Annotated in this window: 21 protein-coding genes; 17 read left to right on the forward strand and 4 right to left on the reverse strand. The window is 40.3% G+C overall.

The window, feature by feature from the left end; all coding sequences use genetic code 11:
• Positions 1-78: 78 nt before the first annotated feature.
• Positions 79-762, reverse strand: a complete 684-nt coding sequence (locus QR40_RS07965) for a FadR/GntR family transcriptional regulator (RefSeq protein ID WP_027293233.1) — start codon at positions 760-762, stop codon at positions 79-81.
• 266 nt (positions 763-1,028) lie between these two features.
• Here QR40_RS07965 and ilvD point away from each other — a divergent pair, with 266 nt between their 5' ends.
• The 10 genes from ilvD (at position 1,029) to QR40_RS08020 (ending at position 9,579) form a co-directional block, all read left to right on the forward strand.
• Positions 1,029-2,747: a dihydroxy-acid dehydratase gene (gene ilvD / locus QR40_RS07970; protein WP_044294256.1), complete on the forward strand. Its 1,719-nt coding sequence runs from the start codon at positions 1,029-1,031 to the stop codon at positions 2,745-2,747.
• 200 nt (positions 2,748-2,947) lie between these two features.
• Positions 2,948-3,286 carry a PadR family transcriptional regulator gene (locus tag QR40_RS07975; RefSeq protein ID WP_027293235.1) on the forward strand — a complete coding sequence of 113 codons (339 nt, stop codon included), beginning with the start codon at positions 2,948-2,950 and terminating at the stop codon, positions 3,284-3,286.
• Positions 3,264-3,827, forward strand: coding sequence for a DUF2812 domain-containing protein (locus QR40_RS07980; protein WP_027293236.1), 564 nt, complete (start codon positions 3,264-3,266; stop codon positions 3,825-3,827). Before QR40_RS07975 ends, QR40_RS07980 begins: the two co-directional genes overlap by 23 nt.
• Positions 3,828-4,032: 205 nt before the next feature.
• Positions 4,033-4,590, forward strand: coding sequence for a DUF3877 family protein (locus QR40_RS07985; RefSeq protein ID WP_044294257.1), 558 nt, complete (start codon positions 4,033-4,035; stop codon positions 4,588-4,590).
• 222 nt (positions 4,591-4,812) lie between these two features.
• Positions 4,813-5,829, forward strand: coding sequence for a rhodanese-like domain-containing protein (locus QR40_RS32210; RefSeq protein WP_242858468.1), 1,017 nt, complete (start codon positions 4,813-4,815; stop codon positions 5,827-5,829).
• A gap of 34 nt (positions 5,830-5,863) precedes the next feature.
• Positions 5,864-7,228: an FAD-dependent oxidoreductase gene (locus QR40_RS08000; RefSeq protein ID WP_044294258.1), complete on the forward strand. Its 1,365-nt coding sequence runs from the start codon at positions 5,864-5,866 to the stop codon at positions 7,226-7,228.
• 196 nt (positions 7,229-7,424) lie between these two features.
• Positions 7,425-7,799, forward strand: coding sequence for a GntR family transcriptional regulator (locus tag QR40_RS08005; protein WP_027293239.1), 375 nt, complete (start codon positions 7,425-7,427; stop codon positions 7,797-7,799).
• Between the two features lie 5 nt (positions 7,800-7,804).
• Positions 7,805-8,662 (forward strand): ABC transporter ATP-binding protein, encoded by an 858-nt coding sequence (locus QR40_RS08010; RefSeq protein WP_044294259.1) that lies wholly within the window; start codon positions 7,805-7,807, stop codon positions 8,660-8,662.
• On the forward strand, positions 8,659-9,318 hold the full coding sequence (locus QR40_RS08015; RefSeq protein ID WP_027293241.1) for an ABC-2 transporter permease: 660 nt from the start codon (positions 8,659-8,661) through the stop codon (positions 9,316-9,318). Before QR40_RS08010 ends, QR40_RS08015 begins: the two co-directional genes overlap by 4 nt.
• A gap of 57 nt (positions 9,319-9,375) precedes the next feature.
• Entirely contained in the window at positions 9,376-9,579 is a 204-nt protein-coding gene (locus QR40_RS08020) for a hypothetical protein (RefSeq protein ID WP_027293242.1), read from the forward strand.
• 69 nt (positions 9,580-9,648) lie between these two features.
• On the opposite strand, the gene QR40_RS08025 is transcribed toward QR40_RS08020, so the two are convergent.
• From QR40_RS08025 to QR40_RS08035, 3 genes are all read right to left on the reverse strand, one after another.
• Positions 9,649-10,203, reverse strand: a complete 555-nt coding sequence (locus QR40_RS08025) for a manganese efflux pump MntP (RefSeq protein ID WP_027293243.1) — start codon at positions 10,201-10,203, stop codon at positions 9,649-9,651.
• Positions 10,204-10,732: 529 nt separating this feature from the next.
• Positions 10,733-11,746 (reverse strand): IS3 family transposase, encoded by a 1,014-nt coding sequence (locus QR40_RS08030; RefSeq protein WP_044294260.1) that lies wholly within the window; start codon positions 11,744-11,746, stop codon positions 10,733-10,735.
• A gap of 11 nt (positions 11,747-11,757) precedes the next feature.
• A complete protein-coding gene (locus tag QR40_RS08035; RefSeq protein ID WP_044294261.1) occupies positions 11,758-12,177 on the reverse strand; it encodes an HTH domain-containing protein in 420 nt (139 codons plus the stop codon).
• Positions 12,178-12,451: 274 nt separating this feature from the next.
• Between QR40_RS08035 and QR40_RS08040 the strand changes: the two genes are divergently transcribed.
• From QR40_RS08040 to QR40_RS08070, 7 genes are all read left to right on the forward strand, one after another.
• Positions 12,452-12,844 carry an MATE family efflux transporter gene (locus QR40_RS08040; protein WP_044294262.1) on the forward strand — a complete coding sequence of 131 codons (393 nt, stop codon included), beginning with the start codon at positions 12,452-12,454 and terminating at the stop codon, positions 12,842-12,844.
• Between the two features lie 497 nt (positions 12,845-13,341).
• Positions 13,342-14,511, forward strand: coding sequence for a galactose ABC transporter substrate-binding protein (locus tag QR40_RS08045; RefSeq protein ID WP_027292206.1), 1,170 nt, complete (start codon positions 13,342-13,344; stop codon positions 14,509-14,511).
• 78 nt (positions 14,512-14,589) lie between these two features.
• Complete coding sequence (locus tag QR40_RS08050; protein WP_027292205.1) at positions 14,590-16,098, forward strand: sugar ABC transporter ATP-binding protein; 1,509 nt, start codon at positions 14,590-14,592, stop codon at positions 16,096-16,098.
• Positions 16,099-16,109: 11 nt separating this feature from the next.
• Positions 16,110-17,096, forward strand: a complete 987-nt coding sequence (locus tag QR40_RS08055; protein WP_027292204.1) for a galactose/methyl galactoside ABC transporter permease MglC — start codon at positions 16,110-16,112, stop codon at positions 17,094-17,096.
• A gap of 90 nt (positions 17,097-17,186) precedes the next feature.
• Positions 17,187-17,411 carry a hypothetical protein gene (locus QR40_RS08060; protein ID WP_044294263.1) on the forward strand — a complete coding sequence of 75 codons (225 nt, stop codon included), beginning with the start codon at positions 17,187-17,189 and terminating at the stop codon, positions 17,409-17,411.
• A gap of 5 nt (positions 17,412-17,416) precedes the next feature.
• A complete protein-coding gene (locus QR40_RS08065; RefSeq protein WP_027292202.1) occupies positions 17,417-19,012 on the forward strand; it encodes a response regulator transcription factor in 1,596 nt (531 codons plus the stop codon).
• Positions 19,002-20,792, forward strand: coding sequence for a sensor histidine kinase (locus QR40_RS08070; RefSeq protein ID WP_027292201.1), 1,791 nt, complete (start codon positions 19,002-19,004; stop codon positions 20,790-20,792). The genes QR40_RS08065 and QR40_RS08070 overlap by 11 nt, the downstream gene beginning before the upstream one ends.
• Positions 20,793-20,804 lie beyond the last annotated feature (12 nt).

The following is a 20,804-nucleotide window of genomic DNA, read 5'->3' on the forward strand; positions in this document are numbered from 1 at the left end:
AAAGAAGCCCCGGCTGCAGATAACGTGAAGGATCTGCGGCTGGGGTTTCTGATTTTATCAGAAAATATTTACACCATGTTAATTACGGATACGACGGCGGTTATATACAAGATGAAGATACATGGCATCCTGGGCACCTACTGCATCGTGCCTGGAAATGGCATTCACTATATCACGGTGGCTTTGAAGAGTTTCTTCTATTAAAGTATTCTCGGTTAAATCAATGAATAACTCAATAGTACTGTTGATTATGGGAATCAGCCGGGGTACTACCACATTTTTACTGCTCATGGCAATGGCCGTGTGAAATTCAATGTCTTTTTGTGTATGGTTTATACCTGCACGCATCAGCGATTCGATCTCCTGGCAGAGTCCCTGTATCTGCAGGATTTCCTGCTCATTGGCATTCTGGGCAGCCATAGCCGCAATTGATGGTTCAATCATAAAACGGATTTCCATCAGATCTTTAGCGAGGCTTTCTTTATCATCTATGAAAATAAGTCCCAGAGGATCGTCGGCAACCCCTTTTTTGGCAGATACATAAGTGCCGGAACCCTGTCTGATTTCAACAATATTTCTGGATTCCAGTAATTTCATCGCTTCCCGTACGGTTCCACGTCCAATCTGCAGTGATTTAGAGAATACTGTTTCGTTCGGCAGACGGTCCCCAGGCTGTAAATGCTGTTCGTTAATATATTGAATAATAAAATCGGATGCCTGTCCGGTAAGATTCTTTTTATCTTGATTTTGTTCTGAATTCATATGATCACCTTCCTGGAAATGATTATATAGTATCACGGGTTGATTTTCAATGGTTTCTTCATATAAATAAATCCAGTAAAAGTCATCCTATGAATTTTGAGAATAATGAACAAAACAAAAGCAGAAATACATACAAAATTTACGATATTCCATCTGATACTTGACTTTTAAGAATGAAAGATTTATATTCATAGCATAAAACATCGTATGAATTGACGCGTAAAGGTGAGAATAAAAGATCGTATGTATAAAAAGGAGAATGAACTATGTATAACAGTCAAAAAATTCGTCAGCTGGCACCGGAAATGGATCCTCTTAGAATGGGAATGGGATGGTCCGTGGAAGATTTAGAGAAACCACAGATTATGGTTGAGAGTACTTATGGGGACAGCCACCCGGGAAGTGCACATCTGAATCTCTTTGTAGAAGAGTCTGTTCGGGGTATTAATGAACATGGTGGAAAAGCAGCCAGATATTATGCCACGGATATATGTGATGGAATGGCTCAGGGACATGATGGTATCAATTATTCCCTTGTCAGCCGGGATATGATCGCTAATATGATTGAGATCCATGCAAATGCCACAACTTTTGATGCCGGAGTGTTCATTGCAAGCTGTGATAAGAGTGTCCCGGCGCAGCTGATGGGTATCGGAAGAATCAATATACCAAGTATCATTGTTACCGGAGGGGTTATGGATGCCGGTCCGGATCTGCTCACTTTGGAGCAGATCGGCGCCTATAGTGCCATGTGTCAGAGAGGGGAAATATCGAATGAGAAGCTTACATTCTATAAACAGCACGCATGCCCATCCTGCGGAGCATGTTCCTTTATGGGTACCGCATCTACCATGCAGATAATGGCAGAAGCGCTGGGGCTGATGCTGCCGGGAAGTGCACTTATGCCTGCAACCTGTGAAGATTTAAAAGAAGTTGCATACAAAGCGGGGGTTCGTGCGGTACAGCTGGCAAAAGAAGGAGTTAAGGCACGGGATATTGTAACAAAGGAAAGTTTTGAAAATGCAGTAATGGTTCACGCAGCAATTTCGGGATCTACCAACAGCCTGATTCACATCCCTGCGATTGCACATGAATTTGGTATAGAATTTGATGCAGAAAGTTTCGACCGGATGCATCGGGGAGCACACTATCTGCTGGATATCCGTCCCGCTGGAAAATGGCCGGCACAGTTTTTCTATTATGCTGGCGGTGTACCCACAATTATGGAAGAAATCAGGAGTATGCTGCATCTGGATGCCATGACAGTCACCGGTAAGACATTGGGCGAAAATCTGGAGGATTTAAAAAACTCCGGATTTTATGAAAAATGCAGTGGATATTTGGAAAAATGGAATTTAAAGCGTACCGATATTATCAGAAGCTTCGATGATCCCATTGGATCCGATGGAACGGTTGCAATCCTGAAGGGAAATCTGGCACCGGATGGAGCAGTTGTCAAACATTCAGCGGTACCAAAAGAAATGTTCAAAGCGCTTCTTCGTGCACGTCCGTTTGATTGTGAAGAAGATGCGATAGCGGCAGTACTGAATCACGATGTTAAGCCGGGGGATGCAGTAATTATCCGTTATGAAGGTCCTAAAGGAAGCGGCATGCCGGAAATGTTCTACACAACGGAAGCCATTTCCTCTGATGCAGAACTGGGAAAAACGATAGCTCTTATAACCGATGGGCGTTTTTCCGGAGCATCCAAAGGACCGGCAGTCGGACACGTGTCTCCCGAGGCGGCAGAAGGAGGTCCGATTGCTCTGGTAAAAGAAGATGATCTGATTGAAATGGATATTAAAAACAGAGTTCTTCGAATCGCCGGGATAGATGGAAAAAAATGCAGTGAGGAAGAAATCCTGCAGATTCTCGATAAAAGAAAAGCAGAGTGGAAACCGGCTAAAGAAAAGTATAAGTCCGGTGTTTTAAATATATTTGCGCAACATGCGGTGTCCCCTATGAAGGGTGGATATATGAAATAGATTCAGGGGACGCTTTGCAGCTGAAATGGTTTATAATATCCTTCTGTCTGAATGGCAGAAGGGTTTTTTTTGTATTGACTTTTATATCGCAATGCGATATACTCAAAGTACGATATATAGCAGTGCGATGTATCGAGGTGAAGAATGCAATAAATATTAAGGAAAAATAAAAGTGAATGCTGAAAAGAAGGATGTAGAAAATGGATGAAAAAATTAAACGTGTATATATTCCAATGACAGAAACAGGATTTTATATTTTATTCTCTCTGCAAAATGAAATGCACGGATATAATATTATGCAGCATGTGAAGGAGATTACTTCAGACGAGATTGTAATCAGCCCGGGCACAATGTACGGCAGTTTATCTAAAATGGAAAAAGATGGACTGATCCGTTTTACAAAAGAGGAGAATAAGAGAAAGTCTTATCGCATAACACCTCTTGGAGAACAGATCCTGCAGATAGAATTAAAAAGGATACAAAGATTATATCAAAATAGTAAAGGAGAGCGGTATTATGGAAATCAAGAAAATGCATAAATTTTTTTCTATTGCTGATTTTAAAGATGAAGAGCGTTTTTTGATGGAACAGCATCGAAGAGGATGGAGGTTTCTGGGAACAGGTGGATTTACGTACCGGTTTGAAGCTTGCCGGCCGGAAGAATATATTTATCAGCTGGATTATAATGATGAAGAAAATGATGAATCCGGTTATCTTGCTATCTATGAAGATTATGGATGGGAATATCTGATGAAGCTGAACAGTTTTTACTATTTTCGCAAAAAGAAATCAGAATCAGTTGAAGAAAACCAAATCTTCAGTGATAACACTTCAAAAGCAGAGTGCTGTAAAAAGATATTGAAGCGTCAGGTTATTTTGCTTACCACTTTTTTTACCGTGCTTTTGTGCTGCTTTATTATACCTCTTATAAATAGAGGGGCAAATTGGAACAGTTTGGTATTCAGAGTCATAATGACAATTTACTGCTGTATTTATGTGCTGATATTAGTACTCCATTTACGCAACTTCAGAAAATTAAACCGGATGATCGATGCATTACGGAATCCGTTGGAGAGATAAGATGAAGTTTTTGGCATACGTTTTAATTTTGAAATACGCTGGAAGAAATCAGTAAAATTTGTTACAATAATGATTAAGCGTGTCTGAAAATCGTGTCTGAAAATCATTGTACCTGTCTGTCAAAAACCGAGCAACTGACGGGTACCAGTGTCGGATATACTAGTATTTTTAAGACCCGGAGCATATTTGAAAGTGAGGCAGTGTAATGGAAAACTATAATTTTACACATTTAGAAAAAAATATATCAGATATGATATTTGAAGGTATGGTTAAGATTGGTTATATGGAAGGAAAAAGCGTCAGTGTCTTTTATGATCCGGGGCTGATCTGTTATTTGCTGGATACCGGGGAAATGGAAGAAACGTCTTTGCAGAACTGCATGGTTGAATTTGCAGAATTTGTAAAACCGCATTTTCACGATTTGAAAGTAAAGTTCGAGGCAGGAAGATATGAGTTTAAAGTTCCAAAAGAAGGGGTAAAGTATATCTATGAGAACAATACCAGCCGTGAATTTCTGAAAAAACTAGTTCAGGTATTACAGGGACCAGCCTGCGGACTGGAGGAGATTATTGACGTTTTCCGGGAGGTTTCGGAACATATCACCGTAGAGGAAATCCAACATTCTGAATTCCAGTATGTGATTACTTTCCAGGATAAGCATATAGATGAGTTCCACTATTGCTTTACGTTTGATGAAATGGGGCATTATTACCATCGGCTTTTAGATTATGATTTTGAAAAAGTAGTTCACTGTGATTGCTAAAGAAGGGGGAGGCAAAGGTGTTGATGCGGTACACTGTGAGCGTTTGATGCGGCTGATTGAAGCCGGTAAGATACATCAGCGATAATAAAGTATAAATATCTATTTAAAGGAAATAATGTACAAAAGTACTTGACAAACCTAACTGTAACTGATAATATTACAGTATCAACTGTAACAATTTCAATAACAATTAAACAGATATGAATTGATGAGGAGGCAAAAATGAAGCATAAACGGTTAGTTATGGGAGCAATTTTGATTTCGGCAGCAGTGGTATTGAGCGCCTGTGGCAGTAACGGAGCAGAATCTTCGCCAAAAGAGACCAAAGAAAATATACAGAGTACGACAGAGGCTGGTCAAAATACATCAGAGACAGCCGGTAAGGCAGAATATCAAAAGCTTACGGCAGAGGAAGCAAAGAAAAGGATCGACAGCGGGGATAATCTGGTTATTCTGGATGTACGCACCCAGGAAGAGTATGATGAAAAACATATTGACGGAGCGGTTCTGATTCCAAATGAGGAAATCGGAGAAGAACCTTTAGCGCAGCTTCCGGATTTAAACCAGGAGATCTTGATCTATTGCAGAAGCGGCAACCGCAGCAGTCAGGCAGCCAAGAAGATGCTGAAAGCGGGATACACTAATGTATATGATTTTGGCGGCATTAACGACTGGCCTTATGATACGGTATCCGGCAGTGGGAATGCAGATTCTGAAAAAGAGACAAAGGAAACCCCGATAGCCGTTGGGGATTCAAAAATTATGGAGGCCCAGAATGACAACCCGAGCCTCAGCGCATTTACTACAACGGATATTGACGGAAATAAAGTAACCCAGGATATTTTTAAAGATCATGAGCTTACGATGGTTAATATCTGGGCAACTTTCTGCGGGCCATGTTTGCGTGAAATGCCCGAGTTGGGTGAAATTAATACGGAATATGCAGATAAAGGATTCCAGATCGTTGGAATCGTAACAGACGTTATTACAAATGACGGCACAATTTCTGCTTCCCAGATCGAGACGGCGAAGTATGCAATTGAAGAAACGGGTGCAGGTTATGCCCACTTACTCCCGTCTATGGATTTACTGATGGGACCGCTTCAGGATGCTTCGGTAGTTCCCACCACAATATTTGTAGATAAAGATGGCAAACAGGTGGGAGAAATTCAGACGGGTGCCAGAAGCAAAGCAGACTGGGAAACAATTATAAATGATTTACTGGAACAGGTAAAATAAAATTTCATGATATACGGGAAAAGGAGGATTTAAAATGAAGGAATATGATGCATTAATAATTGGTTTTGGCAAAGGTGGTAAGACACTTGCAGGAAAGCTGGCGGCACAGGGAAAATGCGTTGCACTGGTGGAAAAATCAGATCAGATGTATGGAGGTACCTGTATTAATGTAGGGTGTATTCCTTCAAAATCCCTTGTCCGTAATTCGCAGACAGCAAGAAGGAACCAGGGAACTGATTTTGCGCAAAAGGCTGACTGGTATGCCAAGGCTATCCATGAGAAAAGAAATCTGACAGCTATGCTCCGTGGGAAAAATTTTGCAAAACTGGATGATCTGCCAAACGTGACCATTTATAATGGAACAGCCAGCTTTTTATCCAATACCAGAGTAAAGGTACAAATGAAAAATGAAGTACAGGAACTGGAAGCGGGGCAGATCTTTATTAATACGGGAGGAACCCCTGTCATTCCGGAAATAAATGGGATCAAAAATAATCCCAATGTATATTTTAGTGAAACTTTAATGGACCTGGAAAGATTGCCAAAGAGGCTGGTTATTATCGGCGGCGGATATATCGGACTGGAATTTGCCTCCATTTATTCCGGTTTCGGATCAGAAGTGACGGTGCTTCAGGATGGTGAGACATTGATTAAACGTGAGGACCGTGACATTGCAGATGCGATTAAAAGTGCACTTGAGAATTCCGGTGTTACATTTCGGTTGGGTGCTCAGATTGAGCAGATTCATAATAATGGGGATCATGCATCCTTAACCGTTGTCTGGAAAGGTGAAAGGCAGGAATTAGAAGCAGATGCAATTCTGGTCGCTACCGGAAGAAAACCTAATACGGCAGAATTAAATGCAGAAGCAGCCGGCGTAGAGCTTACGTCCAGAGGTGCGGTAAAGGTAGACGAGAACCGAAAAACTACGGCACCAAATATCTGGGCTATGGGAGATGTGGTTGGCGGTCTGCAGTTTACATATGTTTCCCTGGATGATTTCCGAATCGTCTGGTCTCAGTTAAACGGAGGTCAGTATAATGAGAAGAAACGTCAGAACGTACCCTACAGTGTGTTTATAACACCCTCTTTTTCCAGGGTGGGATTAAATGAAGATGAGGCTGGAAAAGCCGGATATCATGTTAAAATTGCAAAGCTTGCTGCCGCTGCAATTCCTAAAGCACAGGTATTAAAGCAGCCGGATGGTTTATTAAAAGTTATAATAGATGAAGATACAAATAAGATTCTGGGTGCGATGCTTTTTTGCGAGGAATCGTATGAAATGATTAATTTAATCAAGCTTGCGATGGATGCAGATTTGGATTATCAGATTTTAAGAGACCAGATCTATACACATCCGACAATGAGCGAAGCCTTTAATGATTTATTTGCAGTATAATGTATCGATCAGTATATAGAAGTGAAAATGCCGCGCCGAAAGGCTGCGGTATTTTTTGCGTATACATTTCGCTATAGGGTGAATCATGGGTGAATCATTTTATTTTGGAATTTACTATTGACAAATACAAACAACTGTATATAATGATATATATACAGTATATACTATAATATCAATATTGATAAGGAGTGATCGTTTGAAAGTCATTGTTTCAAACCAGTCGGAGCTACCGATTTATGTACAAATAAAAGAGCAGATAAAAGAGCAGATTATGAATGGGACAATTCCGGAAGGAGAGACACTTCCTTCTATCCGGCAGCTGGCTAAGAATCTGGGAATCAGCGTAATCACAACAACCAGGGCTTACAGTGAATTAGAACAGGAGGGGTTTGTTGCAGCCCGGCAGGGCAAAGGCAGCGTTGTTCTGCCAAGGGATAATGAAATGGTTCGCGAGCAGTATCTGAAGAGAATTGAACAGGCATTTGAAACAGCAATTGAAAATGCACGGTATGCGCAGATTCAGAAAGAAGAGTTAGTAGGTATCTTAGAGGCATTATTACATGAGGAGTGAAATGTATGAACATATTAGAAGTAGAAGGCTTATCTAAACAGAGAGGTGGATTTCAACTGAATGATATCAGCTTTCAGATTCCGGCAGGCTATATTTGCGGATATGTAGGACAGAATGGAGCAGGAAAAACCACGACGATTAAGCTGATTATGGAACAGTTAAAACACGAAATGGGTACGATCAGGGTAAATGGCATTACCTTTGAGGAAGATGAAATAAAATATAAAGACCAGATCGGCTATATTGCGGATGAGTGTTATCTCCCGGGAGAATATACCGCTGCAAAACTTGCGGCAATACTGGCAGGATTTTATCCGTCATTCCAAAAGAAAGTATTTTATGACTATCTCACCAAATGGAATCTTCCTAAAGATCAGAAAATAAAAGAGTTTTCCAAGGGAATGAAGGTTCGGATCATGTTTGCCTGCGCATTGTCCAGGGATACGAAGATTTTGATTATGGATGAAGCTACAAGCGGGCTGGATCCGGTCATCCGCACGGAAATTCTGGAAGAACTCCAGGAATACATTGAAGATGGGGGGCGGAGTGTTCTGCTTTCCACGCATATTATGAGCGATCTGGATCAGGTTGCAGATTTTATTTTCTTTCTGAATCAGGGCAATAAAGTATTCTTTGACACCAAGGATGAAATCCTGGATAAATACGTGGTGATTAAAGGAGGTTTGGAGGATCTGACGGGAGATCTGGAAAAAAAGCTGATTGGTGCGAAGAAAACCCAGATTGGATTTGAAGGACTTTTGGAAACGGAACAGCTGGAATATATACGTAAGGATTTTCTTGTTGAAAAGCCAAGTATAGAGCAGATCATAGTGTTTTATATTCAGGGGGTGAGAAAAAGATGACAGGTAATACAATGCGTTTTTTGAAAATGGATTTTGGAACATTAGCTATGATGAATAAAATTGTGTTCTTCTATCCGGTTGTGGTATTTTTGTTCGTGATATTCCAGCGCTCCTTTGTTATGGGGGCATTTATGCTGATCTTTCTTTTTCCTACATTGGCAATGACGCCGTTTCTGGGAGAAGAAAGCCAGAAAATAAAAGTATTTTATGTATCTCTGCCTGCTACGGTAAAGAATATGGTATTGGGACGATATCTGTTTCTGCTGACAAGTGCCCTCGTACAAATGCTGGGAGGTCTGCTGGTTGCTGTTATTTCCGGCAGTTTTGGTGTACAGATTACTGGTTTGGATATGGGTCTATTTGTCTGCGGGGTACTGATGGATATTGCAGCATGTCTGATCATGTATCCTTTTGTATACAAAGTGGGAATTGTGAAAGGGAGAAGCCTGATTGGAGTCATGCCGATCTTGGCAGCCGGACTGGTTGCCCTGCTATTTTCCACCACGCAGGAAAAGATTGGTTCCTACCAGGAGATTTTTCAGTTTGTCATGAATAATGGATATTTAATTACAGCAGGCTTTTTTGTTATAGTTTGCATTATGGCTGTTATATCGTTTATGGTCAGCATCCGGATCTGCGAAAAACAGGAGATATAAATTCATTTAAGCATGCTGCATTTATATTTATTCAGCTAAGATCCTGGAGGTGGATACATGGAAAAATATGGTGTAATCAACGGAACGCTCATTGTAGTCGTTCTGACATTAAACTTTCTGAAAATGATTCCCAGTGAGTTATTTTTAGCGGTGGTGGTGATATGCGGAATAATGGGAATCATCATTAGATATGGCAATTATCACTGCTGCAGTTCTTTCAGGCAAATAGTCATACAAATCAAAAATACACTTAAGAAATAAACAGCACATCGAAAAGAGCAGAGATGATTTAATAATTCTCTGCTCTTTTCGATCCTTCACACCAGAACGTCATACAATCAATTCGATAATACCAATTGCAATTAACAGAATGGAGGAAGCAGGAGATAACATTTTAATAAACCGGAAATGAAGCAGCCGGTATCCTAAACGGTTGCTTACATGCATAGAAATACAGGAAAACAAAGCTGCGAAAAATGCAATATACAGTGGAGACATATTCATGACACCGGCACTGAAAGAAGGGGGGATGCAGTTGATTGCAAGTACAAACCCCAGAAAGACAGTTTCCTGCATACAGGGTGCGCAGAAATCTGTTTCGTTTTCCTGGTCCTGGGTATTTTTGGGAATAGAATCTTTGATCAGGCAGAAGTAACCAAAGAAAATCATAATTACAGCACCTATAAAATTTGTATATACCAGGAAGTTTCCGGTAATTAACCTGGCAGCATAGGTTGAGCCGAAAGCGCAGACTCCGGTTGTCAGACCTATTAGAAAGTTAGAAAATATGGTAAGCTTCTGACCGCGTATCCCCATATTCATTCCGATAACAAAGTTATCCAGATTGACTGCGATACCAATCAAAAGCGGAAACATGATTGACATATTAAAACTCCCATCTGCCTGCCTTTGCAGGCATTCAAATCAGGATGGTGACAGCTGTAAACGGATTATCACCTCTATATAATATATTCCCGGATATCCGTGATGTGACAAAGGGGAGTTGAGAACACGCTCCAGAGCGAACAATTTCAGCTTAAATTGGGGTTTAGCTGAGTAGGGACGCTTTGTAGATGTAGGTAGTGTACGGAAAGATGGGTGTGGGAAACTGGCATGGGCTCCGTTAGCTGGCCGCAGAACTGGTATTTTCTAACCTTTCCGAAGCGCTTTTTGGCGGCACGCGGGTATTCACCGAGAAATCCTGATGCATTTCTCGGTTCAGTACCCGCTTAGTATCCGATGGGAGCCAGTCGAATACTATCCGCCAAAAAACACTTCGAAAAGGTAAGTAAATGAACTGTACCCTTTGTCAAGGACATTTTAAAAAGTGGGGCACTTTTTTCGCACCTTTACTTCCAAAGTATCCTGCATACAGGTACACCTCTTTAAATGTCATGGTATTCTATGAAATTTTTTAACTATCCGTATTTTTCTGATATAATTGGCATCCAAGTTCTTCCGGTTTTTTGGCTATGACCGGATGCGCAGGTATTTTGGGAACATCCAGTGGATATTCTCCAGTGATGACAAATTTATAAAACTCATTGGGTGCAAGCTTCGCCAGATGCCATTGGTACCGCTGATTATTATAATAAGCCATGTAGTCATCAATGACAGACTGTACCTCTGCAAAGCTTACGCATTCAGCCAGTTTTGCCTTGATATGGTCCTTCATATGCCCAAAGAAACTCTCCTGGGGCGCATTGTCCCAGCAGTTGCCACGCCGGGACATGGACTGGCGCAGCTTCTTGTTATAAAGTATATGAAGAAAACTTTGGCTGGTGTAATGGCACCCCTGATCACTGTGGATGATTGTTTCTGCTTGAAGTGAGATCCCATGATCGGCCACCAGTTTATTGACCGTTTCAAGAACAAAATCCACTTCCAGGGAGTCACTGAGCACATAAGAAAGTATCTGCCTGGTAAAGGCATCCAGGATGGTTGACAGGTAGGCAAAGGATCCGCTATAGGACAGATAAGTGATATCCGTCAACAAGACTATTCTTGGTCCATAACATTCGAACTCACGGTTTAGCAGGTTGTCCGCTACATTGCTGGTCCTTAGTGCCTTTGCCATTCTTTTATATGGATTTGGGCCTCGGTATGGACAGGAGAGGTGGAACTTTTCCATCAGCCTGCGGATTTTTTTCAGGTTCATGATCACCGGCGGGGTCATATGGAGCAGTTCCATATAGATGCCCCTGGCCCCTTTGGCATAACCATGCAGCCTGTAAGCGGCCAGAACCAGATCAAAATCCTCACGGTCCTTCTGTTCCTGAAGCGAACGGACAGGAGCTGCCTTTATCCAGGCGTAATAACCGCTTCTGGAAACACCGGCTATGGAACAGAGTTCTTTGGCAGAAAGGGAATTCTCGCTTTGCCGGATCGTTTGCTGGATAATCTCAAATATACAGGAAGAGTCGTTCATAAGCAGAGCACCTACTTCCTTGTAGTCCTGAGTGAGGAAATTTTTTTTAAGAACTCAACTTCCTGTTTCAGATAATCAACCTCATGCCGAAGCTGTTTTAATTCATCCTTTTCGGATGSCGGCAGATCAGCAGCCGGGGAGACGGAGCTTTGCATCCTGTGAGGGGAATGTCCTTGGTGAAACCCGCCATATTTATCGTACTGTTCCCGAATGTGTCTGGCAATGCTCCATACCCTGCGGTCCCCAAGGACGGCAGGATCATAGCCATGATCTGCGAGGATCTGCCGCGGAATCTCCCCTAACTGGTATTCCGAGTAAAAGATCTCCTTGAACTCCCTGGTAAAGGTTAATTGGAATTTGGACACCTTGTAGGTGTAAGGATTTTGACGAAGCAGCAGCATTTGTTCATTGGTAAAAGGGTTTTTGGTCATGGTATTCCTCCTGTTCTTAGATAAGAATACCATAAGCCAAGAGAGGTGTCTAAGCCAAAAGAGGCCTCAGCAATCATCCAAGCCAGTTGTCCCAGAAACAGGGTATACCAGCAAGGCATGTCCACAATTGGGGTTCTGAAAGGTGAGGGGGTGTCCATTTATATGGAACTAATGGGAAGGGATGTCTAAAAAAATGGGAGCCCCGCTAAATGATGTGTCCACACTTATGGGTACATTATAATATGACCAGGCCGAAAAGTATACAAAAAAACTTATGAAAATATCTTATATCGCAACGGGAACCCTTGGTCTTGGAGTTTGTCTGCTGCTGCCGGTAATTCATGGATTTTATATAATATCGGAGGAGACGTGGAAGCTGGGCTGCATTCTGGTTGTGATGCATAATGTGATGGCATTTTTACTTCACCCCACTTCGTTTAACTTATCTAACAGCCTTCGGGCATCAGGAGATGTAAAGATAACCATGTACATTGGGATCGGATCTATGCTGGTGTTTCGGTTGGGAACGGCTGTTTTCCTTGGGATCGTTTGCAATATGGGGGTTATTGGTGTATGGATTGCCATGGGCATGGACTGGCTGGCACGTTCTGCTGCATTTTCAATCCGATATAAAAGTGGGAAGTGGAAAAAAATTCGGGTGATATAAAGTACTGATACCTATATTTAATGAAACAATAATACAATCTATTATAATTAACAGTAATAATTTTAGGGCACGGGTTTCCGTGCCCTATTTTTTTACCTGGGATAAAGGAGACCATAGAAGTAGGAACAGACACATATCGCTTCCAGTATCAGGGAGCATTACAGTAGGAATTGAATTTGCAGCTTGCTAAGAGTGTTTAAAGATTATATGGTTCTGCAGCGCAGAAAGCCGATTGCAGTCTGGTGAATAAGCTGGAAAGGATAAAACGAATAGTATAGATGGCAAAATAACTAAGAAAAAATATAAAATAATAGTAGAAATCAAAAAATGTTGTAAGAAGTAGCCTTAAATTAATGAAAAATAGTAATAATCAAGAAATTTGATATAACATAAAAGAAAATTCTCTGTGATCATATATAACCTTTTGCTATAATGTGACTTGTAAATGAGAAGGGCAAGACCCTTACGAAAAATGAAAATATAGGAGGATATTAAACATGAAAAAGAAAGTAATTAGTGCTTTGTTAGCAACAGCTATGATCGCTAGCATGATGGTGGGATGCGGTAACAACTCTGCTGAAACAACAGCAGCAACAAAAGCAACAGAAGCAGCGACAACGGAAGCGGCAGCAACAGAGGCAGCAACAACGGAGGCAGCAACAGAAGAAGCAACAGAAGCAGGAGAAACAGTAGCGACAGAATCAGAGGCCGCTAGTGCAGCAGCAAGTACAGTTGCAGATCTGGGGAATCTCGAAGGTAAAAAAATTGGAATCTGTATTTATAAATTTGATGATAACTTCATGACTCTTTACAGACAGTACTTAGAGCAGTCACTTAAAGATGCTGGTGCAGAAGTAACAATGATGGATGGAAAGAATGACCAGTCAGAGCAGGTAAATCAGATTGACAACTTTATTACACAGGGAGTTGATGCTCTTATCCTGAATCTGGTACAGTCCTCAGCAGCAGAGCAGATTGCAGACAAATGTGCAGCGGCTAACATCCCAACGGTATTTATTAACCGCGAACCAGAAAAAACGGAGCAGCAGAGATGGGCTGACGAAGGAATTCAAGCTGCTTACGTTGGAGCAGATGCAAGCCAGTCCGGGACATTCCAGGGCGAAATGATTTTGGAAACAGCTAACGGTGGCGATATCAACGGAGACGGAAAGATTGGTTACATAATGGTGCAGGGTGACCCGGAAAACATCGATGCACAGCAGAGAACAGAATTTTCTATAAAGGCACTGACAGATGCGGGTGTTGAAGTAGATGAACTTGACATTCAGCGTGGTGACTGGGATCAGACAAAAGGACAGGAAATTACAGCAAACGCTTTAACAGCAAATGGCGATGCAGTGGAAGTTGTTTTCTGTAATAATGATGCAATGGCTCTTGGAGCAGCACAGGCTATCTCAGCTGCAGGAAGAACTGTGGGAAAAGACATTTACCTGGTAGGCGTAGATGCGCTTACAGATGCTTTGGAAAAAATTGTAGCAGGCGAAATGACGGGTACCGTATTTAATGATCATATGTCTCAGGCTAACAAAGCAGCAGAAGTTGTGAACATGATGTTAGGTGGAGAAAAGACAGATGTGTATTACGGTGTGGATTATGTGAAAGTAACACAGGATAATGCACAGGACGTTTTGGACATTCTGAAATAATTTATAAGTCAAATAATTGCAATAACCGTCGGGGTGTGCGTTATGCATACCCTGTCTTTAGGGAAGGATGGTGTATGGATGAGCGAGTATATGTTAGAGATGCGCGGCATTTCAAAAAGCTTTCCAGGCGTAAAGGCACTAGATAAGGTAAGTCTCAAAGTAAGACCGGGTACGGTGCACGCACTAATGGGAGAAAACGGGGCCGGAAAATCCACACTGATGAAATGCCTCTTTGGTATTTATAAAATGGATGAAGGCGAAGTAATTTTTAATGGTGAAAAGGTAAATATAATCAATGCAAATGATGCTCTGCACAAAGGTATTGCTATGGTACATCAGGAGTTACAGCCAATACCTGAGAGAAGTATAGCAGAAAATATTTTCTGCGGACGCTATCCTATAAAAAAATATGGTGTACTTCAGGTAATTGACCATAAAATGATGTATGAAGAGGCGGATAGACTATTAAAAGAAGTACATATGGAGTACGACCCTAAAGCAAAGCTGGGAGGCCTATCTATTTCGCAGATGCAGTCGGTAGAAATTGCAAAGGCTGTATCAGTAGATGCAAAGATTGTAATAATGGATGAACCTACTTCTTCGCTGACGGAAACAGAAGTTGAGGCACTTTTTAGGATTATTAATGAATTAAAGAATAAGGGCGTATCGATTATCTATATTTCACATAAAATGGATGAAATTCTACGAATTTCGGATGAAGTATCAATTATGCGTGACGGGCAGTATGTAGGTACATGGGCAGCAAAAGATATGACTACAGATATGATTATTGCCAAAATGGTAGGACGGGAACTGACAAATATTTATCCACCGAAGGATAACAAACCAGGTGAAGTAATCTTGAAGGTAAATGGGCTGACAAGTATTTTACCAAATTCTTTTAAAGATGTAAATCTTACTTTAAGAAGAGGAGAGATTTTGGGATTAGGAGGTCTGGTAGGTGCTCAGAGAACAGAACTGATGGAAGCTATCTTTGGAATTCGTCATGTTGCTTCGGGCGAGATTACATATAAAGGAAAACCATTAAAAATAAAAAGACCTCAGGATGCGATTCGAAGTGGAATCGGCCTGATTACGGAAGATAGACGAGGGACAGGTATCTTTGGAGTGCTTTCTATTGCAGATAATGTTGCAATTGCTTCCATTGAGCAGTATTTAGATGCGGGATTTATTTTAAATAATAAAAAAGTAGAGAAACTGGTACGGGATAATGTAGCGAAGCTTAGTATTAAAACACCAAGCAGTAAAACTCAGATACAGTCACTTTCCGGTGGGAACCAACAAAAGGTAATTATCTCCAGATGGTTGGCAAATGATCCGGATATCCTGATCATGGATGAACCAACCCGTGGTATTGATGTCGGTGCAAAATACGAGATTTATCAAATTATGATTCAACTGGCAAAACAGGGAAAAGCAATTGTTATGATTTCATCAGAAATGGCAGAGTTGATTGGAATGTCTGATAGAATTGTAGTTATGTGTAATGGAAAGGTTACTGGAGAGGTGGACGATAAAGAAGCTACACAGGAAAAAATTATGCAATTTGCAACTCGATTTGAATAGGAGGATATAAAATGAATAAAGCAAAAAGTTTTAATATAAAAGAATTTATTTTCAATCATGCCATTGTATTTATTCTTTTATTGCTGGTTTTATTCGTTGGAATTACGAAGAATAATTTCTTCTCAATGAATAACTTCAATAATGTGTCTACTAACGTGGCGGTACGTTTCATTATTGCGCTTGGTGTCAGTGGTTGCCTGATCACGAAAGGTACAGACCTTTCAGCAGGTCGAATGGTAGGTTTGGGAGCATGTGTAGCTGGTACTTTGCTTCAAAAAGCCGACTATAGTGGAAAGTTTTTCCCGAATATCGGTGAAGTAAATATTTTTATTGCACTTTTAGCAGCAGTTGCAGTTTGTGCTGTATTCGGACTTTTTAATGGACTTATTATCGCATACTTTAAGGTGCCGCCGTTTATTGCCACACTGGGTATGCAGACAATTGTTTATGGTATCTGTTTGGTATACACGGGGGCAGATCCATTAGGCGGTTACTCAAAGATTTATACAAATGTAGCGACTGGAAAGATTGGAGTACCATATCTGTTCTATATAGCTTTGTTAATTGGACTTTTAATGTGGTTCTTATATAACAAGACACGCCATGGTAAATATATGTACGCAATAGGAGGTAACGAAAATGCAGCAGAGGTATCTGGCGTAAATGTAAAGAAAACACTGATTCTCATCTATGTATTAGCGGCATGTCTATATGCACTGGGCGGATTCCTGACAGGAGCAAAAGCAGCTGGGGCAACAGTAAATACAGGATTAGGATATGAGTTGGAAGCAATCGCAGCATGTACTATTGGCGGTGTATCTACCAATGGTGGAGTTGGTAAAATTTCAGGTATCTTTGTCGGTGTACTTGTATTTGAACTTCTAAAAGTATCTTTACAGTTCTTAGGAGTGGATCCATCTTACCAGTATATTGTACAGGGTCTTGTAATTGTTATTGCAGTAGCTGTTGATCTTAGAAAATATCTGGCAAAAAAATAAATAATGTATGTGTGGGGCGTCTTTGTGACGCCCTATATTACGTATAGGAATTATGCTAATTGAGTAAAATAGTAAAAGCGAGGAAATGCTATGGTTGATGACAGAATAGACAAAGAAAGCACTGAAGAATTGACGGAAAAAGAGAGGCAGAAGCTATTGGGTGATGCAGCCAGTGAGCGAAAAAATGCAAAAGAACGTTTGTATGACAAAGTGCCATTAAGTTACAGACAGGTAGATATATTGACAAAAATCCTAATAAGTATATTTGTAATCATGATATTTTATTTCATAGTTACAAGTAAAGTTTGGAGGTAGAAAAAATGGGGCTTTATAGTGTGATGCTGGTAGATGACGAAGAAGCGGTTCGACAGGCAATTGCAAAAAAGCTAGACTGGGAGCAGATTGGTTTCCAGGTGATTGCAACCGCGGAAAATGGAGAGGAAGCTCTGGAACTGGCAGAGAAGCTACGGCCAGATGTGGTGATGACCGACATTAAGATGCCTTTTATGGATGGTCTGACCTTTTGTCATCGGTTGAAGGAAGGGCAGAAAAATATAAGATTAGTTATCTTTTCTGGATTTGATGAATTTGACTATGCGAAAGAGGCTATTAAATTGGAGGTAGAGGAGTATGTTTTAAAGCCAATTGATTCAGAACAGCTAAGTAATGTATTTGCAAGAATTAGGAAAAGTCTGGACGATGAGGTAGATGCCAAAAGAAATCAGGATAAATTATTTCGATATTATCTTCAGAGCCTTCCTATAATGAAAGAGCAATTTATGGCGGGACTTCTGGAGGGAAGGATTCTGAATGAACAAATTAAGGAGATGAACCGTACCTATGAGGTGAATCTAGAGTCGGACTTTTATGCAGTTGCTGTATTTCGAACCGATGCACATCATCAAGAACTGCTAAATCTTTCTCTAAAGCAGATTGTATATGAGAATATGGATGATGAGTTCGATATACGTAGTTTTGTATATCTGGACGCAGTTGTGGTGATATTGATGCTTAAAGGTGAAAAGCATTTTGCAAAGGCTATCAGGGAACTTGATCAGATTTGCAAGAGTGCTCATAAGCTGTTGGAAGTAAATGTGACTGCAGGTATTGGACAGATGGTGAAAATTCTTGGAGATTTAATGGTTTCTTATAGAGGAGCGCAGGATGCTGTAGATTATCGGGTACTTCTGGAACCAAATCAGGCAATCTTTATTAAAGATATTCAACCCTTTATTAACCACGATTTTAGATTAGAAGAGCAGGATATTCAAGAGGTTATGAAAGCGGTAAAACTAGGGAATAAACAAGAACTAAAAGTTGCCGTGGATGCGTTGATCTATAAGCTTAAAAACTCTAATATATCGCTTCCCAGATTTCAGGTTGCAATTATGGAACTGGTTACGGGTCTTGCCAAACTTGGCAGGAGTTATGATTTGAATTTAGAGGAGGTATTTGATGGCGAAATAAATTTTTATCAGGATGTCGGAAAATTTGAATCTCTGGATGTTCTGGGAGAGAGGTTGTATCAAACCTGTTTCAAATTCCACTCCTTCATACATCAGGAACGGATAGATTCTACCAAGATGCTGACGGAGAAGGCAAAGCAGTACATTGAAGAGAATTATGCGAAGAGTACGCTATCTGTGGATGTAATTTGCGCAAATTTAGGTGTTAGTGCTGCTTATTTTTCTACAATTTTTAAAAGGGAGACAGGTCAGAATTTTGTCAAGTATCTGACAAATATTCGAATGGAAGTCGCCATAGAAATGTTAAATAACACTCAGGATCAGACATACGTTATAGCGGGAAAGGTGGGATATACGGAACCTAACTATTTTAGTTACGTTTTTAAGAAAAAATATGGAGTATCCCCATCAAAATACAGAATGAGTATAATGGAGCAAAATGAAAGCTAAAATTAAAATCAGAATAAAAAAATGTTGGAATTATATTGCATATCGTTTCCGTACAGCGGGTATCAGTACGTTAATCTCTGCATCATTTTCTATAACAGCAGTAATTTCTATGGGATTTGCAGGTATCCTGTTGTATGGAAAGTTTAGCTCCAGCACGGAAGAACTGATTATTAAAAACAGCGAACAATTGGTTAATCAGGTGAGCTTGAATCTGGAGAACTATGTTAGAGGGATGATGCGGATTTCTGATTCCATGTATTATAGTGTCATAAAAAAGGTAGATCTCTCTACGGACAACTTAGATAAGGAAATGAATCTTTTATACGAGGCCAATAAGGATGACTTGATTAGTATTGCCTGTTTTGATGATAAACAGCAGTTGGTCGGGGCTGCACCGGTGGCCAGTATGAAAGAAAATTTAGATATCACCGTACAGGATTGGTATAAAAGAGCAAATGCCATGATAGAAAATCTACATTTTTCCACACCACATGTACAAAATTTGTTTGAAGACAGTGCATACCGCTACAACTGGGTGGTATCTTTGAGTCGTATTATAGAACTGACAGATGATGGTGATATCAGAAGGGGAATTCTGCTGGTAGATATGAGCTTCAGTGGAATTGAGCAGCTTTTTTACAAGGTAAATACGGATAGTGATGGATATATCTATTTGATTGGAGGTGAGGGGGAGATTATATATCACCCTCGTCAAAAGGCTATATATTCAAAATTAAATACAGAAAATAACTTGAGGGCAGCAACTTATGATGATGGTACGCACAGAGAAACTTTTGATGGCATAGAGCGTTCGGTAACGGTGAAAACGGTAGGATATACAGGTTGGAAAATTGTCAGTGTGGTTCCTACAGCAGAACTGTATCTGAGTCTGACCCAAATTCAATTTTTTGTTATTACAATTGTAATATTTGCTATTCTGTTGATGTCTATTTTAAATATGCTGATTTCAACCAGAATTGCTACACCAATTAAAAAATTAGAAGATTCAGTAAAGGAGCTGGAAAAAGGAAATCTGAGCCTGAATATTTATGAAGGAGGATCACACGAAATACGCCATTTGGGAAGGACCATTCGATCTATGGTGGTACAGATGCAAAAACTAATGGCAGATATTGTTCAGGAGCAGGAGTCTAAAAGGAAAAGTGAATTAGATGCTTTACAGTCTCAGATTAATCCTCATTTTTTATATAATACTTTAGATTCCATTGTGTGGATGATTGAGGTAGAACAATATAAGGAAGCTATCTCCATGGTTACAGCACTAGCCAGACTTTTTCGTATTAGTTTAAGTAAAGGGAAGACAATCATAACTATTTATGATGAACTGGAACATGCCAGAAACTATATGAATATTCAGAAAACACGTTATAAGAATCGGTTTGTATTTAAAATAAATGTTGATGCAGCCATCATGGAATACAGCACAATTAAGCTGATCATTCAGCCAATTTTGGAAAATGCCATATACTATGGAATGGAGTATATGGATGGAGATGGATTAATTGAAGTAAAAGGATATGAAAAGGATGGTGATATTTTTATAGATGTTGTGGACAATGGACTTGGGATACCCAAGGAAATGGTAGACTATCTTCTCACAGATAACGGACGAATTCATAAAAAAGGTTCGGGTGTGGGGCTGGTGAATGTTCATCAACGGATACGTCTATACTTCGGAAAACCTTATGGACTTGAAATACAGAGTGAACTGGATATAGGAACTACGGTCCGTATTCACCTTCCGAAAAAACCATTGTAAAAGGAGAATGCA

Origin of the sequence: Robinsoniella peoriensis (assembly GCF_000797495.1) — a bacterium.
GTDB lineage: Bacteria > Bacillota > Clostridia > Lachnospirales > Lachnospiraceae > Robinsoniella > Robinsoniella peoriensis.

Coding starts and splice junctions, on each gene's coding strand:
- QR40_RS08045 (WP_027292206.1), top strand. CDS start 13,342: ATGAAAAAGAAAGTAATTAGTGCTTTGTTAGCAACAGCTATGATCGCT.
- QR40_RS07980 (WP_027293236.1), top strand. CDS start 3,264: ATGGAAATCAAGAAAATGCATAAATTTTTTTCTATTGCTGATTTTAAA.
- QR40_RS08015 (WP_027293241.1), top strand. CDS start 8,659: ATGACAGGTAATACAATGCGTTTTTTGAAAATGGATTTTGGAACATTA.
- QR40_RS08040 (WP_044294262.1), top strand. CDS start 12,452: ATGAAAATATCTTATATCGCAACGGGAACCCTTGGTCTTGGAGTTTGT.
- QR40_RS08020 (WP_027293242.1), top strand. CDS start 9,376: ATGGAAAAATATGGTGTAATCAACGGAACGCTCATTGTAGTCGTTCTG.
- QR40_RS08025 (WP_027293243.1), bottom strand. CDS start 10,203: ATGTCAATCATGTTTCCGCTTTTGATTGGTATCGCAGTCAATCTGGAT.
- QR40_RS08070 (WP_027292201.1), top strand. CDS start 19,002: ATGAAAGCTAAAATTAAAATCAGAATAAAAAAATGTTGGAATTATATT.
- QR40_RS08000 (WP_044294258.1), top strand. CDS start 5,864: ATGAAGGAATATGATGCATTAATAATTGGTTTTGGCAAAGGTGGTAAG.
- QR40_RS32210 (WP_242858468.1), top strand. CDS start 4,813: ATGAAGCATAAACGGTTAGTTATGGGAGCAATTTTGATTTCGGCAGCA.
- QR40_RS08030 (WP_044294260.1), bottom strand. CDS start 11,746: ATGAACGACTCTTCCTGTATATTTGAGATTATCCAGCAAACGATCCGG.
- QR40_RS08055 (WP_027292204.1), top strand. CDS start 16,110: ATGAATAAAGCAAAAAGTTTTAATATAAAAGAATTTATTTTCAATCAT.
- ilvD (WP_044294256.1), top strand. CDS start 1,029: ATGTATAACAGTCAAAAAATTCGTCAGCTGGCACCGGAAATGGATCCT.
- QR40_RS07965 (WP_027293233.1), bottom strand. CDS start 762: ATGAATTCAGAACAAAATCAAGATAAAAAGAATCTTACCGGACAGGCA.
- QR40_RS08050 (WP_027292205.1), top strand. CDS start 14,590: ATGAGCGAGTATATGTTAGAGATGCGCGGCATTTCAAAAAGCTTTCCA.
- QR40_RS08060 (WP_044294263.1), top strand. CDS start 17,187: ATGGTTGATGACAGAATAGACAAAGAAAGCACTGAAGAATTGACGGAA.
- QR40_RS07975 (WP_027293235.1), top strand. CDS start 2,948: ATGGATGAAAAAATTAAACGTGTATATATTCCAATGACAGAAACAGGA.
- QR40_RS07985 (WP_044294257.1), top strand. CDS start 4,033: ATGGAAAACTATAATTTTACACATTTAGAAAAAAATATATCAGATATG.
- QR40_RS08010 (WP_044294259.1), top strand. CDS start 7,805: ATGAACATATTAGAAGTAGAAGGCTTATCTAAACAGAGAGGTGGATTT.
- QR40_RS08065 (WP_027292202.1), top strand. CDS start 17,417: ATGGGGCTTTATAGTGTGATGCTGGTAGATGACGAAGAAGCGGTTCGA.